The sequence below is a fragment of the Vibrio sp. 1641 genome, assembly GCF_033339995.1.
In the GTDB taxonomy this organism is placed as follows: Bacteria; Pseudomonadota; Gammaproteobacteria; order Enterobacterales; family Vibrionaceae; genus Vibrio; species Vibrio alginolyticus.
The window spans coordinates 33,580-50,262 of sequence record NZ_JAWOVP010000008.1; the positions used below are offsets into that span (position 1 = coordinate 33,580).

14 protein-coding genes are annotated in these 16,683 nt (G+C 47.3%); 8 read left to right on the top strand and 6 right to left on the bottom strand.

What is annotated here, in order from left to right; all coding sequences use genetic code 11:
- Window positions 1-65: 65 nt before the first annotated feature.
- Both R7Z47_RS16085 and R7Z47_RS16090 read left to right on the top strand, forming a co-directional pair.
- Window positions 66-1,442: a GntP family permease gene (locus R7Z47_RS16085; RefSeq protein ID WP_012841240.1), complete on the top strand. Its 1,377-nt coding sequence runs from the start codon at window positions 66-68 to the stop codon at window positions 1,440-1,442.
- 9 nt (window positions 1,443-1,451) lie between these two features.
- The gene (locus R7Z47_RS16090; RefSeq protein WP_025624148.1) at window positions 1,452-2,063 is read left to right on the top strand and encodes a bifunctional 4-hydroxy-2-oxoglutarate aldolase/2-dehydro-3-deoxy-phosphogluconate aldolase; all 612 of its coding nucleotides are present in this window, start codon (window positions 1,452-1,454) and stop codon (window positions 2,061-2,063) included.
- A gap of 104 nt (window positions 2,064-2,167) precedes the next feature.
- On the opposite strand, the gene xapA is transcribed toward R7Z47_RS16090, so the two are convergent.
- Window positions 2,168-2,992, bottom strand: coding sequence for a xanthosine phosphorylase (xapA, locus tag R7Z47_RS16095; protein WP_222712377.1), 825 nt, complete (start codon window positions 2,990-2,992; stop codon window positions 2,168-2,170).
- Between the two features lie 121 nt (window positions 2,993-3,113).
- Here xapA and R7Z47_RS16100 point away from each other — a divergent pair, with 121 nt between their 5' ends.
- Complete coding sequence (locus R7Z47_RS16100) at window positions 3,114-4,019, top strand: LysR family transcriptional regulator (protein ID WP_222712376.1); 906 nt, start codon at window positions 3,114-3,116, stop codon at window positions 4,017-4,019.
- Window positions 4,020-4,100: 81 nt separating this feature from the next.
- Here the strand turns inward: R7Z47_RS16100 and gorA are convergent, their stop codons facing one another.
- Window positions 4,101-5,456, bottom strand: coding sequence for a glutathione-disulfide reductase (gorA, locus tag R7Z47_RS16105; RefSeq protein ID WP_005478739.1), 1,356 nt, complete (start codon window positions 5,454-5,456; stop codon window positions 4,101-4,103).
- Between the two features lie 259 nt (window positions 5,457-5,715).
- Entirely contained in the window at window positions 5,716-6,555 is an 840-nt protein-coding gene (locus R7Z47_RS16110) for a 23S rRNA (adenine(2030)-N(6))-methyltransferase RlmJ (RefSeq protein ID WP_005379158.1), read from the bottom strand.
- 399 nt (window positions 6,556-6,954) lie between these two features.
- Between R7Z47_RS16110 and prlC the strand changes: the two genes are divergently transcribed.
- Window positions 6,955-8,997, top strand: coding sequence for an oligopeptidase A (gene prlC, locus R7Z47_RS16115; protein ID WP_176311223.1), 2,043 nt, complete (start codon window positions 6,955-6,957; stop codon window positions 8,995-8,997).
- A 66-nt stretch (window positions 8,998-9,063) separates the two neighbouring features.
- Here prlC and asnC read toward each other — a convergent pair whose 3' ends face one another.
- Window positions 9,064-9,528, bottom strand: a complete 465-nt coding sequence (asnC, locus tag R7Z47_RS16120) for a transcriptional regulator AsnC (RefSeq protein WP_005389595.1) — start codon at window positions 9,526-9,528, stop codon at window positions 9,064-9,066.
- 113 nt (window positions 9,529-9,641) lie between these two features.
- Between asnC and R7Z47_RS16125 the strand changes: the two genes are divergently transcribed.
- From R7Z47_RS16125 to R7Z47_RS16135, 3 genes are all read left to right on the top strand, one after another.
- Entirely contained in the window at window positions 9,642-12,767 is a 3,126-nt protein-coding gene (locus R7Z47_RS16125; protein WP_262606839.1) for an EAL domain-containing protein, read from the top strand.
- 89 nt (window positions 12,768-12,856) lie between these two features.
- Window positions 12,857-13,636 (top strand): class I SAM-dependent methyltransferase, encoded by a 780-nt coding sequence (locus R7Z47_RS16130; RefSeq protein WP_053349765.1) that lies wholly within the window; start codon window positions 12,857-12,859, stop codon window positions 13,634-13,636.
- 186 nt (window positions 13,637-13,822) lie between these two features.
- A complete protein-coding gene (locus tag R7Z47_RS16135; protein WP_104975734.1) occupies window positions 13,823-14,395 on the top strand; it encodes a hypothetical protein in 573 nt (190 codons plus the stop codon).
- Between the two features lie 68 nt (window positions 14,396-14,463).
- Here R7Z47_RS16135 and R7Z47_RS16140 read toward each other — a convergent pair whose 3' ends face one another.
- Together R7Z47_RS16140 and uspA are read right to left on the bottom strand one after the other, a co-directional pair.
- Window positions 14,464-15,342, bottom strand: coding sequence for a carboxylate/amino acid/amine transporter (locus R7Z47_RS16140; protein ID WP_017635030.1), 879 nt, complete (start codon window positions 15,340-15,342; stop codon window positions 14,464-14,466).
- A gap of 64 nt (window positions 15,343-15,406) precedes the next feature.
- On the bottom strand, window positions 15,407-15,832 hold the full coding sequence (gene uspA / locus R7Z47_RS16145) for a universal stress protein UspA (RefSeq protein ID WP_005379165.1): 426 nt from the start codon (window positions 15,830-15,832) through the stop codon (window positions 15,407-15,409).
- Between the two features lie 282 nt (window positions 15,833-16,114).
- Here uspA and ftnA point away from each other — a divergent pair, with 282 nt between their 5' ends.
- The gene (ftnA, locus tag R7Z47_RS16150) at window positions 16,115-16,642 is read left to right on the top strand and encodes a non-heme ferritin (RefSeq protein WP_005379167.1); all 528 of its coding nucleotides are present in this window, start codon (window positions 16,115-16,117) and stop codon (window positions 16,640-16,642) included.
- Window positions 16,643-16,683: the final 41 nt, after the last annotated feature.

The window sequence follows — 16,683 nt, forward strand, 5'->3', positions numbered from 1 at the left end:
CATGTTACCGGTAACTGAAATAAATGTGAACCATAACACAAACAATAATTCTTAAAGGTGAACCTATGGAGCAATTAACCCAAGCCCCAGATCCTACGTTCCTACTGACGATTGCAGGCCTTGCCATTGCAGCGTTACTCGTTCTGATCATTAAACTGAAAGTCCATGCTTTTGCTTCCCTTACTATGGTGAGTTTAGGTACGGCAATCGCCACTGGCGTTCCTTCAGAGAAAGTCGTATCGACCATGATGGGCGGCTTCGGCGGCACGCTGGCTTCCGTGGCATTGCTGGTTGGTCTTGGTGCGATGATCGGTAAAATTCTTGAAGTGACTGGCGGTGCGAAAGTGCTGGCAGACACTTTGATTGGTCGCTTTGGTAAAGAGCGCGCACCATTTGCTTTGGGCGTCGCTTCATTACTGTTTGGCTTCCCAATCTTCTTCGATGCTGGCCTTGTAGTGATGATGCCAATCATCCTAAGTGTGGCGGCTCGTTTTGGTGGCTCACCAATTAAATACGCGTTGCCTGCAGCTGGTGCTTTTGCGGTTATGCACGCGTTTGTTCCACCACACCCAGGTCCGGTTGCAGCGGCAGAATTCCTTGGTGCAAACATCGGTCTGTTATTGGTGGTGGGTATTCTGGTGGCTATTCCAACTTGGTACCTTGGCGCTTACCTATTTGGTTTGTACGCGGGCAAAAAATTCGATATCCCACTATCTAAAGCCTTCTTTAATGGCGAAGCGATGGTGGATGAGCGCAACGCACCAAAATTTGGCACGGTTATGACCATCCTTGTGCTGCCAGTCCTGCTAATCTGTTTGGATACGGTATTGAACACACTGGCGGTTGCGGGTGTGATTGATGGCAAAACGGCACTGGTTGAGTTCCTACGCATGCTAGGTAAAACCCCAGTTGCGTTGCTGATCACTTTGATTGTCTGTCTGGCTGTGTTTGCCAAAGACTACGGCATGGCAAAACTAGAAAAATTGTGTGGTGAGTCATTGGCTCCAATCTGTGGCGTTATCCTAGTAACGGGTGCTGGTGGCATGTTTGGCGGCGTACTGCGCTCAAGCGGCATCGGTGATGCACTGGCTGACGTTCTTACAGATACAGGTATGCCTGTGATTGTGGCGGCGTTTGTGATTTCAACCTGTCTGCGTGTTGCTCAAGGCTCGGCAACCGTAGCGCTAACCACTACGGCGGCTCTTATCGCACCAGTTGTGGCTGCATCAACAGGTTTGAGTGAACTAGACCTTTGCTTTATCGTAATCGCGATTGCGGGTGGTGCAACGGTACTGTCTCACTTCAATGACTCTGGTTTCTGGTTGGTATCTCGTCTGCTTGAGATGGATGAGAAAACCACATTAAAAACTTGGACGGTAATGGAAACGTTACTTGGCGGTATCGCGTTTATTATCGTCGCAACATTAAGCTTTATTCTTTAGAGGTTCCCCATGACAACACTTGAACAACGATTAAGAGATATCAAAATCGTCCCAGTTATCGCAATCAACGACGTAGCACACGCTCTGCCACTGGCAAAAGTGTTGGTAGAAAACGGTTTACCATGTGCTGAAGTAACATTCCGCACCGAAGCGGCGGCGGAGTCGATTCGCATCATGCGTGAAGCGTACCCAGAACTGTTGATTGGCGCGGGCACCGTTCTGACCACAGAACAAGTTGATATCGCAATCGAAGCGGGCGTGGACTTTATCGTTAGCCCAGGCTTCAACCCAACCACAGTGAAATACTGTCAGCAACGTGGTGTGACTATCGTACCGGGTGTAAACAACCCAAGCTTGGTTGAGCAAGCGATGGAAATGGGTCTGCGTACGTTGAAGTTCTTCCCTGCTGAGCCATCAGGCGGCGTAAACATGCTGAAAGCACTCACGGCGGTTTACCCAGTGGAATTCATGCCAACAGGTGGCGTAAGCCCATCTAACGTGGAAGATTACCTAGCGTTGAAATCGGTTGTGGCTTGTGGCGGTACTTGGATGGTGCCAACCGCAATGATGGACAACGGCGATTGGGAAGGCATTGCTGAATTGGTTCGCGCAGTTAAGTAAAACGCACAAACGGCTCCGAAATACCCCGAACGTTAGAAAAAGTGATACGAAAAAGGGTCATCAAGTTACTTGATGACCCTTTTGCTTTTTGGAATGAAACGGCTTTAGAAGTGATGCTTCATAAAGTGCTTAATAAAGCGAATGAAATCTGCTTCGGCTAGCTTCGCGCACTTCAATGTTTGGGCGTGAGACAATTCTACATCTCCCAAGCCTTCTGCCATGTTGGTGATCGCACACACTGCCAATACGGGTAAGCCGCAATGCGCCGCAGAAATCACTTCTGGCACGACCGACATGCCCACTACGTCACCACCGATGATTTGCATCATGCGGATTTCGGCTGCGGTCTCAAAGTTGGGGCCTGTGTAAGAGACAAACACACCTTCATTCAGGTGAATGCCATTGGCTTTGCCTACTTCAAACGCTTCTGCGCGCAGGTTTTTGTCGTACGCATTGGCGAGGCTGAAGAACCTCGGGCCGTACTCTTCATCATTCGGACCGATCATTGGCGATTCAGGCATGGTATTAATGTGATCATGAAATACCACCAGAGAACCGACATCAATGCGTTCAGGGCGAAGTGAGCCTGCCGCGTTGGTGACGAGTAAAAACTCACAGCCCAGCTTTTTAAAGGTGCGCACGGGCGTGGTCATGACCTTCATTGAGCCGTGTTCGTAGTAGTGACCGCGACCTTTCATGCACACTACGTCTACGCCGCCCATGGTACCAAGTACCAACTCACCAGAGTGGCCTTGCACGGTGCTAACCGGAAAGCCTTCGAGCTCTTCGTATGGAATGACCACTTTGTCTTGTAGTTCGTCTGCCAATACGCCTAAGCCAGAGCCTAAAATAAACGCCGCTTTAGGTTGGAAGTTTGGTTTGCGTTCGCGAATGGTTTGTAGCGCGCCGATTACTGGATCGTGATTCATGTTAGTCACCTTCTGGTTGTGTGTTGATTCCATTGTGTGACTTTCTGCGCTGGTTATCTTTGCTTTATTCGCTACTATCATCCTTAAAAAGAGGATGATGAAATTCGCTAGGACTCAATGCATGAAGTCAGAACCATTTGAGCGCGTGACGCTGAAGATGCTGCGTTACTTTTACGAGGTCGCACAAACCAAGCATTTCACTAAGGCGGCCGACAACCTCAATATCACCAATTCGCCGTTGAGCAATCGCATCAAAGAGTTGGAAGAGGTGCTTAACGTCAAACTGTTTGAGCGTGATTCAAGAAACGTCATGCTGACGGAGGCCGGGCGATTGTTGGAGTCCAAATGCCAACTGATTTTTCAGACCTTGGATGTCTCACTCAATCAAGTGCAGCAAGTGGGTTTGAACCAGAGAAATATCTTGCGAGTTGGTGTGGTAAGTAGTGCATTTTGGGGCGGATTTGATCGTTTGTTACAGCGCTTCCATGCTGAGCATGACACTTATCACGCCGATATTTTTGACCTTAACCCAGAGACGCAAAAGAAGCACCTTAGCGAGAAGAAAATCGATGTGGGCATTGTGCGTTTTGCTGATGCACTCAACATTTATCCGTATCAGTCGGTATCTTTGGGCAAAGATGTGTTTGTGGTGGCGGTGTCGGAGCAACATGAGTTAGCCAGCAAATCTTTGCTGCGGCTCCAAGATTTAAAGGCGTGTGAGTTTGCGTTTATGAGTTTGGCGAATTCTGCCTCGGCAAACTTCATCATCAATGCCTGTCTGCAAGAAGGCTTTTCACCCCATATTGGCAAACAAGTGGTGGAGCCAAGCACCTTGATGGCGTATGTGGCAAACAGCAATACCGTGACGTTGGTGCCGTCGACGTTTTCTCAGCATCATTGGCATGGGATTCGTTTTATCAAGCTGAAAGAGTCACTGCGTGCAGACTTGTGTCTGATTCATGATGGTAAGCAGGAGAGTGCTATTAAAGCCGAGTTTATTCGCACATTATTAGAGAATGCGAGTTAAGCATGGGATAACAAAAGAAGGTCATCCTAAGATGACCTTTTCAAATGATTCGCTGAAATCAGCAATGCGATTAGCGCGCAATTAACGCATCGTTACGAACTCTTCTGAGCCCGTTGGGTGGATAGCCACAACAGAGTCGAAGTCTGCTTTGGTTGCGCCCATCTTCATTGCTACGCCGAAGCCTTGGATCATTTCATCTACGGTAAAGCCGATGCCGTGTAGGCCAACAACCGTTTCTTCTTCGCCCGCACATACAAGCTTCATCTTACATGGTTGACGGTGCTTGGTAACGGCGGTGTACATCGCCGTAAAGCCAGATGTGTAGACTTTGATGTTGTCTTTGCCGTACTTCTCTTCCGCTTCTTGCGTTGTAAGACCGATAGTGCCGATTGGTGGGTGGCTAAATACCACAGTTGGTACCAAATCGTAGTCCATCTTCGCGTTTGGTTTGTTGTTGAACAAACGCTCAGAAAGTTGACGACCCGCTTTCACTGCTACTGGCGTTAGCTCGATACCGCCTTCCATGATGTCACCCACACAGTAGATGCCTTTCACGTTGGTTTCTTGGTATTCGTCTACCTTAATGTAGCCTTTTTCGTTCGTTGCCACGCCAGTTGACGCTAGGTTGATTGCATCAGTTGCTGGGTGACGACCGATTGCCCAAATCAGTTGGTCAACGTTTTGGCTCTCACCGTTTTCTAGGTGCAGAGTTAGGCTGCCATCGGCTTCTTTTACCACTTCTTTTGGTACAGAATGGGTGTGCAGTGTTGGGCCTTCTGCTTCCATTACTTCAACCAACGTATCGATGATCATTGGATCGAAGCTACGTAGTGGTGACTCTTTACGTACGAACAGGTGCGTTTCTGTACCTAGCGCGTGCAGTACGCCAGCAATTTCAACTGCGATGTAGCCTGCGCCCACAACCGCAACGCGTTTTGGTTGCTCTGCTAAGTCGAAGAAGCCGTTTGAATCGATGCCGTATTCAGCGCCTGGAATGTTTGGAATAGTAGGACGACCACCAACCGCGATCAGGATGTGATCTGCTGTGTAGTGTTCACCGTTTACTTCGACAGTTTTTTCGTCAACAAACTTAGCAAAGCCTTTAATCACGTTTACTTTATTGTTGCCAAGAACGCGATCGTAAGATTGGTGAATACGACCAATGTACGCCTGACGGCTCTCAACCAGTTTGCTCCAGTCGAAACCTTTCACGTCGACATCAAAACCGTAATCTTCTGCGTACAGGTTCATTGCTTCTGCGATTTGCGCGCCATGCCACATCACTTTTTTCGGTACACAACCTACGTTTACACAGGTACCGCCAAGGTCTTGAGCTTCGATTAGCGCAACTTTCGCGCCGTACATCGCCGCACGGTTTGCAGATGCGATGCCGCCACTGCCGCCACCGATACAGATATAGTCAAAATGAGTCGCCATTACTTTCTCCAAGAGCTTATAAATTTTATCTGGTACATAGATAGATTGGGATGACCTTGCCCGAACTCAATGCCACCGTTATCCCACTATCATAAATCGAATTCGACTAATTCCTAAATGGGAAAAAGCGACAATACTTATGACAAATAGCGATGAGAGGCACAAAAAGAAGAATAAGCACGATTGGAGGGAGAAGGTGAGAGCATAAAAAAGCGCAACGAGAATATCGTTGCGCTTGAAGATATCAGTACTGAAGTGCTTACTCTGGCACAATCCAGTCCACTTTCCAGTGGCCAGTTGCTGGTGCGATCGCGTCTTGCAGGAATGGCAGAATCTCTTTCATCTGGCTTTCCAGTTTCCATGGCGGGTTAATCACAATCATGCCGGATGCCGTCATGCCGCGCTCGTTGGTATCTGGTGCAACACCTAACTCGATTTGCAGAATTTTACGAATGCCCAGTGCTTCCAAGCCTTCGATCATATCTTCGATGTCGTGACGGTTTACCACTGGGTACCAAATCGCGTAGATACCGGTTGCCCAACGTTTATGGCTCTGATGAATCGCTCGCACCACATCGCGGTACTCTTTCGCGAGTTCGTATGGTGGGTCAATCAGCACCAAACCACGACGTTCTTGTGGCGGTAAGCTTGCTTTGAGGCGTTGGAATCCGTCTTCTTTGAAGATGCTCACTTGGCGATCACGATGGAATTCTTGCTCTAACAATGGGTGATCGGCCGGGTGCAACTCGGTCAGCACCATGCGATCTTGTGGGCGGATTTGCGCGCGCGCCACACGTGGTGAGCCTGGGTAGTAACGCAGCTTCTCGCCATTGTTGAGCACTTTAATGGCATCGATGTAGCTTTTGATGTCTTCGGGAATGCTTGGGTTATCCCAAATACGTGCGATGCCTTGTTTGTATTCGCCCGTTTTTTCAGACCATTCGTGAGTCAGATCGTAACGGCCCACACCCGAGTGGGTATCGTGATAAACGAATGGCTTATCTTTTTGTTTCAGCGCATCAAGAATGAGGCTTTGAACGATGTGTTTGACCACGTCGGCATGGTTGCCAGCGTGGAAGCTGTGGCGGTAACTTAACAAATTAAACTCTCGAAACACTCTTTGGTTGAGTGTGGTCTGTGATTTTCACTCTATGGCGGTATTATACTCAAGTAACTTAAAGATGTAGAACTTCCAATCAAATCTGTTCCTCTGATAAGGGGACGCTATTGAAATTTCTTTAAGTCACCCACACTTACTATTGGTAATCGAATTGAACTAGGTGAGTTTCTCGCACTCAAAAGGGTGTGAAATTTCATTTAGGTATAACAAGACTCAAGGACAGAGTAGCGCTGGTTGACTATATGATGGTCATCGCGGCATAGAGAAAGGGAACGGAGCTCCCCCAATCCATGTTGCTGGCTCGTCTGTACATTGAGTTGGCCTATCTACACAAAATAGACAGGCAATCACAGAGTCAAAACACAAAAGGAATTATTCATGTCTAATCCTCTTCTGACGTTTACGGACCTACCTCCGTTTTCTCAAATTAAACCAGAACACATCAAGCCTGCCGTTGAGCAAGCGATTGCTGACTGCCGAGCAAAAATCGATGAAGTTCTACAAGACAACGCTCATCCAACTTGGGACAGTGTGATTGCGCCAATTGAAGAAGCGGATGATCGCTTAAGCCGCATCTGGTCGCCAGTGGGTCACATGAACTCGGTAGTGAACAGCGAAGAGCTACGTGAAGCTTACGAAAGTTGCCTACCAATTTTGTCAGAGTACGGCACTTGGGTTGGTCAGCACAAAGGGTTGTACGAAGCGTACAAAACCATCAAAGCGAGCGAAGAATTTGCAACGTTAACTCGTGCCCAGCAGAAAACCATCACTGATGCACTGCGTGATTTCGAGTTATCAGGCATTGGTTTGCCATCCGATGAGCAGCACCGTTACGGCGAGATCAGCAAACGTATGTCTGAGCTGAGCTCTAAATTCTCTAACAATGTGCTGGATGCCACCATGGGTTGGACCAAGCACATCACAGACGAGAAAGACCTAGCAGGTATGCCAGAATCGGCGCTGGCAGCAGCGAAAGCTGCCGCAGAAGCAAAAGAGTTAGATGGTTACCTAATTACGCTAGATATCCCATCTTACCTACCTGTCATGACGTACTGCGATAACCAAGAGTTGCGTAAAGAAGTGTACGAAGCGTACGTGACGCGCGCTTCTGATCGAGGTCCAAACGCAGGCAAATGGGATAACTCAGAAATCATTACTGAGCAGCTAAAACTGCGCCATGAAATTTCACGTATGCTAGGTTTCAATACTTACAGTGAAAAGTCGTTAGCAACAAAGATGGCTGAAACGCCGGATCAAGTGCTGGGCTTCCTGAATGACCTAGCGACACGAGCGAAGCCGCAAGGTGAACGTGAAGTCGAAGAGTTACGTCAGTTTGCGAAAAGTGAGTTTGGTGTTGAAGAGCTGAACGTTTGGGATATCGCTTACTACAGCGAGAAACAAAAGCAGCACCTGTTCCAAATTTCGGATGAAGAACTGCGCCCATACTTCCCAGAGTCAAAAGTCGTGAGCGGTCTGTTTGAAGTGCTAAACCGCGTGTTTGGCATGACCGTTACTGAGCGCGAAGGCGTAGACACTTGGCATGAGTCCGTGCGCTTTTTCGATATCTTTGATGCTGAAGGCACACTCCGTGGCAGCTTCTACCTAGATCTCTACGCTCGTGAACACAAACGTGGCGGCGCGTGGATGGATGATTGTCGTGGTCGTCGCGTTACGCTATCTGGCGAGCTGCAAACGCCGGTTGCGTATCTAACGTGTAACTTCAACCGTCCAGTGGGCGACAAACCAGCACTGTTCACGCACGATGAAGTCGTGACGCTATTCCATGAATTTGGTCATGGAATCCACCACATGTTGACGCAAGTTGATACAGGTGCTGTTTCAGGTATTAATGGCGTGCCTTGGGATGCGGTTGAGCTACCAAGTCAGTTCCTAGAAAACTGGTGTTGGGAAGAGGACGCTCTGGCGTTCATTTCTGGTCACTATGAGACAGGTGAGCCGCTACCGAAAGCGATGCTAGACAAAATGCTCGCAGCGAAAAACTTCCAATCTGCGATGGGTATTTTGCGTCAGCTAGAATTCGGCTTGTTCGACTTCACGCTTCACACCGAATATGACCCTGAAGTGGGTGCGCGTGTACTGGAAACTCTGGCGAAAGTGAAAGAGAAAGTCGCGGTAGTTCCTGCGGTTGAGTGGGCGCGTTTCTCACACAGCTTCGGCCATATTTTTGCTGGTGGCTACAGTGCGGGTTACTACAGCTACCTGTGGGCTGAAGTGCTGTCGTCAGACGCGTATTCTCGCTTTGAAGAAGAAGGCATCTTCAACAAAGATACGGGTCTAAGCTTCCTGAACAACATCCTAGAAATGGGGGGCAGTGAAGAGCCAATGGAGCTGTTTAAGCGCTTCCGTGGCCGCGAGCCACAAATCGATGCACTGTTGCGCCATTCGGGTATTGCGGCGTAAATTGAGCAAAAAACATCAAGGCCAACCGAACGGTTGGCCTTTTTTGTACATTTTTTATAAAAAATTTTACGGATTTACGTTTCGGTTGATCGGGTTCTGCAACGATATCAATGTCTCCGTGGACTGAACCTCATCAATGGCTTGCAGCTTGTCGATCAGTACAAATTGCAGCTCTTCAATCGATTTGCACATCAATTTGACGAATATGTTATACGCGCCCGTGGTGTAGTAAGCTTCAACGACTTCGTCGAGCGCGTTGAGTTTTTCTAACGCGGAGTGGTAATCACGAGCTGCATTGAGGTTAATACCAATAAAGCAGCACACATCGTAGCCAAGCTTTTTAGTATTGATGATCACCTCCGTTCCTTCGATGATGTCCGCCGACTTCATCTTCTCGATACGCACATGGATAGTGGCAGGGCTGACATCGAACTGCTTTGCCATTTCTGCGTAGGGCGTTCTGGCGTCAGCCATCAGTGTTTTTAATATTGCGCGGTCAAGGTCGTCGAGTTTCGGCAGGCTCGCATTCATACTATGATTTCCGTTAGGGATAGAGTTTTACCTCCCTTTTATACTCATAGCGGATAGGATTCACAAGGTTTGGCAGGAGTAACTGCGGGTTAACTCCGAGCTATGGAGATAATGTGCAGCGTTTTCTGGTTATTGCCGCGCTATGTTGGAGCGCGTTTGCTACGGCCTCAGATCCGAAGGTGTTGGTCGTGCACTCCTATCATCAGGGTTTTTTCTGGACGGACTCCATACAGCGAGGCATCGAGCAACAGCTGGGCGATCGAGCGCTGGACATGCGTGTGCTCTATCTAGACTCGAAACGTAACCAGAGTGAGCAGTTTTTTGCACAACTAAAATCCTTATATCTTACGAAATTACGCAAAGAGCGATTCGATGCCATTTTAGTGAGCGATAACAATGCACTTGAACTCATGCAGCGTTTGGCCCCAATCATCAAAGACACCCCAGTTATATTTAACGGCATTAATAACTACCATCCTTCTTTACATCGTTCTCTGAATGCAACCGGAGTCATGGAAGATGTCGATTTGGAAGCGAATCTCGCTCTTATTGAGCGCTTACATCCGAACTACACACAAGTTCTCATCGTCAGTGACCACTCGGTGACCGGTGAGGTGTTGCGTTATCAAATCGACAATTTTGTCCTCAAGTTCCCGCAATATCGAGACAAAATCGTACAACTTGTCCCAGACAGCATCATCGATCTAAAACAACAAGTCGCAAAACTGAGTTCCGATAAAGTCGTCTTGTTCTGGACCTATTACCGAGATAAACAAGGTATGGTTGGCAGCGAGCGTGACTGGGTTGGTGTCAACAAAGTCTCAAACGCGCCGCTGTTTATGGTGCATGACATTGGTTTGGGTCATGGCGCAGTTGGAGGGGTTATTCAAAGTGGTTATCGGCATGGTATTGAGAGCGCAGAGATGCTTGAGTTCGTTTTGGATAACCCTGATCAGCCTCTGCCTGCCGTGAAAAAAAGTGATTCTGAAATAAAGCTCGATTACCAAGCGGTAGCGCGTTGGGGATTGGGGGCTGAACAAGAGGTTTCTGCGGTATTTTTTAATAAGCCAATGAAGCTTTCTGAACGTTTTGCCAAGGAAATTCGCCTGTTTGGTAGCCTGTTTGTGGTGATGTCGGTGGTCATTTTGCTGATGGGTTATTATTTACAGCGGATGCGTCGAAGTGAGAGCGCTGCGCGAGAAAGCCAGGCTATTCTAGAATCGATTTTCGATCAGAGCATGCAGTATATGGGCATTTTGGATGCCAACGGTGTGCTTAAATCGGGCAACGATCACCTTCAATCCTTACTTTATCACCAAGGACTGCGTTTAGACCGACCACTTTGGTTTCACCCCAACTGGAGTGAAAAAGCACAAGCGTTGCTTGAGGAGTATTTCCACGCGCCTCACCATCAAGTGTCGACGTTTGAAGCTGAAATTTGGAGTAAAGAACACGGCGCATTGGTGTTAGAAGTTTCGCTCAAGCCTTTTTCTCAGCAAGTAGGGAATCATAAGCAATACTTGTTTGAAGCGCGCGATATTACCAGTCGTAAATTGATGGAGGACAAGCTCTACCAACGTGAGTCAACCCTACGCAACTATTATGAGCAGCAGCCCGTGATGATGGTGACGCTTGATAGTAATAACCGAATTCAAGAAGTGAATCGATTTGCTCAACTACTTCTTGGCTACAAACCGATGGACATGCTCGGACATCGCCTGAGGGAGTTCTATTTTGATGACAAAGTGCTGTTCCCTCGCCAAGTGTTATTGCAACCCAACCAGCAAGTGCATGGTGTTTGGCGACGTGAAGTCGAGTATCGTCATGCAAATGGTCATCGTGTTTGGGTGCGCGAGAATATTCGTCCGCTGAGTGAATCTGAGCAACTGCTGATTGTGGGCGAAGATATTACCGAAACCAAACTGCTTTCCGAGAAATTGGAATACCAAGCTCGCTATGACTTACTGACGGGGACTTACAACAGAAACCACTTTGAACTAGAGCTTAAGACCGCACTGTGCGAAGTGGACAGCCATCGTCGAGTCCACGCCATGTTGTACCTCGACTTAGATCAACTAAAAGTCCTCAATGATACGGTTGGGCATGATGCAGGTGATGCGGCGATTCAATTCTGCGCAAGTATGCTGGAAGGCGTTCTGCCGTACAATTCCATCTTGGCTCGAATGGGAGGCGATGAGTTTGCGGTGTTACTCAAAGACTGTGACGAATATGGCGCCATCAATATTGCCAAACTGATCATCTCGACACTAAGCGAACACCTCTTTATTTGGGAAGACACACGCCTGTTCATCAGTTGCTCAATTGGTATCCGTATCATCGATCATACCGCTGATACGCCACAAATGGTGCACGCTCAAGCAGACTCTGCTTGTCACGCCGCTAAAGAGCAAGGCCGTAACCGCTATAATCTATTCAGCTTAGATAACGAAGAGTTGCAGCGTCGTCAGATGGAAATGCAGAGCGTCAATTTGGTGCATGAGGCATTGTCGAATCAACGTTTAGAACTGTTTGCTCAACCGATAAAAAGCTTACAAAAGCACGAGACTCAAATGTATTTTGAGATTTTGGTGCGTATTCGCAATGGGTACGGTGATTATGTTTCTCCTGCGCTGTTTATCCCTGCTTCCGAGCGTTACAACATTGCCCATTGGATTGATAAGCAGGTTATTACTCAAACACTAGAGTGGTTTGAACAGCGTCCTGAGGTGGTTGAACAGCTTGGTCGCTGTTCGATAAACCTTTCAGGTCAATCTATGGGGAATCAAGAGTTTATTGACTTCTTATTGGATCGATTGGAAAGTTCGACTCTGCCGTGTGAAAAAATCTGCTTAGAAATCACCGAGACAGCGGCGATGAGTAATCTGGATCAAGCCATTGAGCTGTTTACCAAGCTAAAGGCTTTGGGTTGCATGATTGCATTGGATGATTTCGGATCTGGATTATCTTCATTTGGTTACTTAAAGAAACTTCCTGTCGATATTGTGAAAATTGATGGTCTTTTCGTGCAAGATATCAACGTAAATGAAATGGACCGCGTGATGGTTCGTTCAATCAATGACTTGGCGAAACAGCTCGGTAAAGTGACGGTGGCGGAGTTTGTCGAAAATGACCAGGTTATGCAGCATTTGATAGACCTCGGTGTGGACTACGGCCAAGGCTACGGTATTGGCCATCCTAAGCCGCTTTCTGAGCTAGTGGAGCAACTGACGGTTGTATAACCTCTGCGTAGCAAGCTCAACCTAGCATTAATAGGTAACTTAGGTATACACTCAGCGCCAGTTACCTCGATTTTTATTGGAGCCTCCTTTTGCAACTGCAATTGATCTGTGAAAACCCGTCTCAACAATCTCATCTTGATGAACTCGCTGCGCGTTGGCAGCTTTCTCACACTGACGATAGCGATTTTGCTTTGGTGCTAACCACCGAGCGTTTGGAGCTACGTAAAGTGGATGAGCCAAAGCTGGGTGCAATCTTTGTGGATTTGATTGGTGGTGCGGTCGGTCATCGTCGCAAGTTCGGTGGTGGTAAAGGCCAGGCAATTGCGAAAGCGGCGGGTTTGAACAAAGGGGCAACGCCAACCGTGTTAGACGGCACGGCAGGTCTTGGTCGTGATGCGTTTGTGCTCGCCTCGCTAGGTTGTAAAGTGCAGATGGTCGAGCGCCATCCAGTCGTAGCCGCTTTGTTAGATGATGGCTTGGCTCGAGCGAAACAAGACTCCGAAATCGGCACCTGGGTATCTGAGCGCATGTCGCTAATCCATGCTTCTAGCCATGATGCGCTAGAGCAATTGGCGCAAGATAAAGACTTTGTCCAGCCAGATGTGGTGTATCTTGACCCGATGTATCCGCACCCAGAAAATAAAAAGAAGTCGGCGCTCGTAAAAAAAGAAATGCGCGTTTTCCAATCGTTGGTTGGCGCCGATTTGGACGCCGATGGCCTACTAGAACCAGCCATGGCGTTAGCCACAAAGCGTGTAGTAGTTAAACGCCCAGACTATGCTAACTGGCTGAACGAGAAAAAACCGACCATGGCGATTGAAACGAAAAAAAATCGCTTCGATGTCTACGTTAAAGCATCGATGGCATAACTTCCTGACGGCTCAACTTTTCTTGTCACAGTACGGTGTGTCGTGCTGTGACTCAGCCTCTCTTTCCTCGTCTCTATTGATAGTTTTCTCTTGCTAATTCCCTTCCCTGACTGTATATCTAACTAAGAATTATTATTATTTCACTTGTTGTGATGCGGTCGATAACTGGGAAGCTGGAGTAGTAGAATGGCTAAACGTTTATGTAAAATGAGTCGCAAACAGATCGCGGCAGAACTTGGTGATATCCATCGTTTAGTTGTCGCACCAAAATTCGTTTGTCGTTCTTGCGCACGCTCTTCATCGGCCAAAGATACCCTTTGTAAGCCAGCCGCAATTCCTCCACAAAAATGCCAAGACAAGCCATTGAGTGAGCAACAAGCATGTGGCTTATTGGTTGAAGCTCTGCCAGCACAAGCGATTCCAGTGACCACTAAACAAAGCAACGAAAAAGCCGCGATTGTGAGGCGTGTTGTTGAGCGTGTGAAAGAGAAAAAACAAGCCGAAAAATCTCCGGAGCCAGTAAGAGCCGACGCACCAGTATGGTTTGATTTAGCGGATAAAAAATCGCTCAAGAAAGCGAAAAAAACACTGAAAAAGCACTATAAGCAGCAAAAGAAGTTGCTAAAAGTGGCGAAAAAACAACAAAAGTTACTTAAGCGTCAGCGCAAGCTTGAAGCGCGCAATGCGAAACTAGAAGTGTTGCTGCCAACGCCACCTAATGCTTTGATGAACGCAATCTCACAAGCCAAAGTGCATTAATCAAACAAAAAACGCTCTCCAGTCGGAGAGCGTTTTTTATTGTCGAAATGTTTATAGGATTAGCTGCGTTACTTATTGGCGTAACTCATCTCTACGCGCTTTTTCACCCAGGTTTCGTTAATCCATAGGGATAGCATGATGATCGCACCGCCAATGGCGAGTCGCATGACATCAACATCGCGGTTCCAAATCACAATGTTTACAATCAAGCCCGCCGGAACCAATGCATTGTTCATTACTGCCAGTGCACCTGCGTTCACCATAGTCGCGCCTTTGTTCCAAGCAAAGTAACCAAAACCAGAAGCAATCAACCCAAGGTATGTCAGAATGCCCCATTGTGTTGCAGTGGTAGGTAGTTTGTCGAGGTTACCCATGAGCGCGAAAGCCACGGTTGCTACACAAAGTGCACCTAAGTAGAAGTAGCCAAACACGGTGTGTTGTGGCAAATCGACGGGTTCACTCTCCATGATATATTTGTAGCCCACCTGACCGATGGCAAAGCAGAGGTTTGCCCCTTGTACGACCAAAAAGCCCAGTAGGAAATCTTCATTAATGCCTGCAAATTTAATCCAGGCGGCACCAAATACGGCTATTGCTGCGGTAACTAAGTACCAAGGTGAAAAGCGACCTTTCAAGAAGTCATAGATTAGCGTGACGTAAATGGGTGTGAATACGGTGAACAGCAATACTTCTGGCACGGAAAGGAGCAAAAAAGATTGGTAGTAGAAGCAATACATCAAACCGAGCTGGAAGCCACCGACAGTCATCAGTTTCGCGATCAGGGGTTTGCTAACGCCACGGAATTTCAAAAAGGGAATGAAAACCAAACTCGCCAGTGCCACGCGCATGAACACCGAGAACCAAGAATCAACCTGACCGGCGAGGTAAACGCCGATCAGGCTAAATGAGAATGCCCAAAGTAGGGTAACTGCGGATAGATAAGCCATGGATGAGAATCTTTATCAACAACAAATGTGCCCGCAGTCTAACCAAGTTTTATCGTTGCGCCAATCAGTCTTTTAGCGGTACGACCAGCATATCGACTGGTGAGCAGTTAATCAGCTGTCGAGTCGAAGATAGAATCTTGCTCCAGAAATCTTGGTGATGACCACAAACCACCAAATCAATGCTGTAGTCTTGAATGGTATCGCACAGCTCATTACTCAAATCGCCACTACCGACTAAAGTATGGGCAATTGGGTATTGCGCATATTCTGCGAAGTTTGCCAATTGTGTGCGCGATGCTTCCATTGCTTGATGTTGCGCTTCTGCCATATTGATATCGATAAGCCCGGTGTAGAGTTCTGCGTAGTTCACGTCGATGTGAATAAAAGAGACTTTCGCATCCAGAGGTTTAGCCAGTGATACGGCTTTCTTAATCAACACTTTACTGTCGTCTGAAAGGTCGACTGCCACAAGTATGTGTTTGTAACTCATATTGCTATCTCCTTGTAAGGTCATAGTTTTAGATTAGCACCAACCCCAAAAAAAATTTGCTGAAGTGATCTCATATCGGTGCCGTAGGTACAAAGTCTTGTCTCAGTAATCATGTTATAGTGGCGTTATACCCAAGTGACTTTGATATGCTGAAATAAGCGTAGTGTTACTGACTAGAGTTGAAGTGAAACTTCGCCGTGTCTGCCAGACCAAGCTATTCTCGCAGCGTCATTTATTTCGAGGTTACTTGGGTATATTGCATGCACAATAATAGGAGTTAACATGCTGTCTCAAACTATGGTCGAACAATTGAATGAGCAAATTAACCTAGAATTTTTCTCATCCAATCTATACTTACAAATGAGTGCTTGGTGTGAAGACAAAGGTTTTGAAGGTGCGGCTGAATTTTTACGCGCTCACGCCGTAGAAGAAATGGAGCACATGCAACGCCTATTCACTTACGTGAGTGAAACTGGCTCAATGCCAATCTTAGGCGCTATTGATGCGCCAAAGCATGACTTTGCGAGCCTAGGTGACGTTTTCCGCGAGACATTTGAACATGAACAAATGATCACGGAAAAAATCAACAAACTGGCGCACGTTGCATTTACTAGCCAAGACTACTCAACGTTTAACTTCCTACAGTGGTACGTGTCAGAACAGCACGAAGAAGAGAAGTTGTTTAAAGGGATTTTAGATAAGATCGAACTGGTAGGTGAAGACGGTAAAGCGTTGTTCTTCATTGACAAAGATCTAGCACAAATGGCGAAAGAAGGTTCATCTTCAATCATGGATGCTCCAGCTGCGTAAACGCGTTTTGGGACGTTGTAAGTAGCGGGTAAAGACGAAGT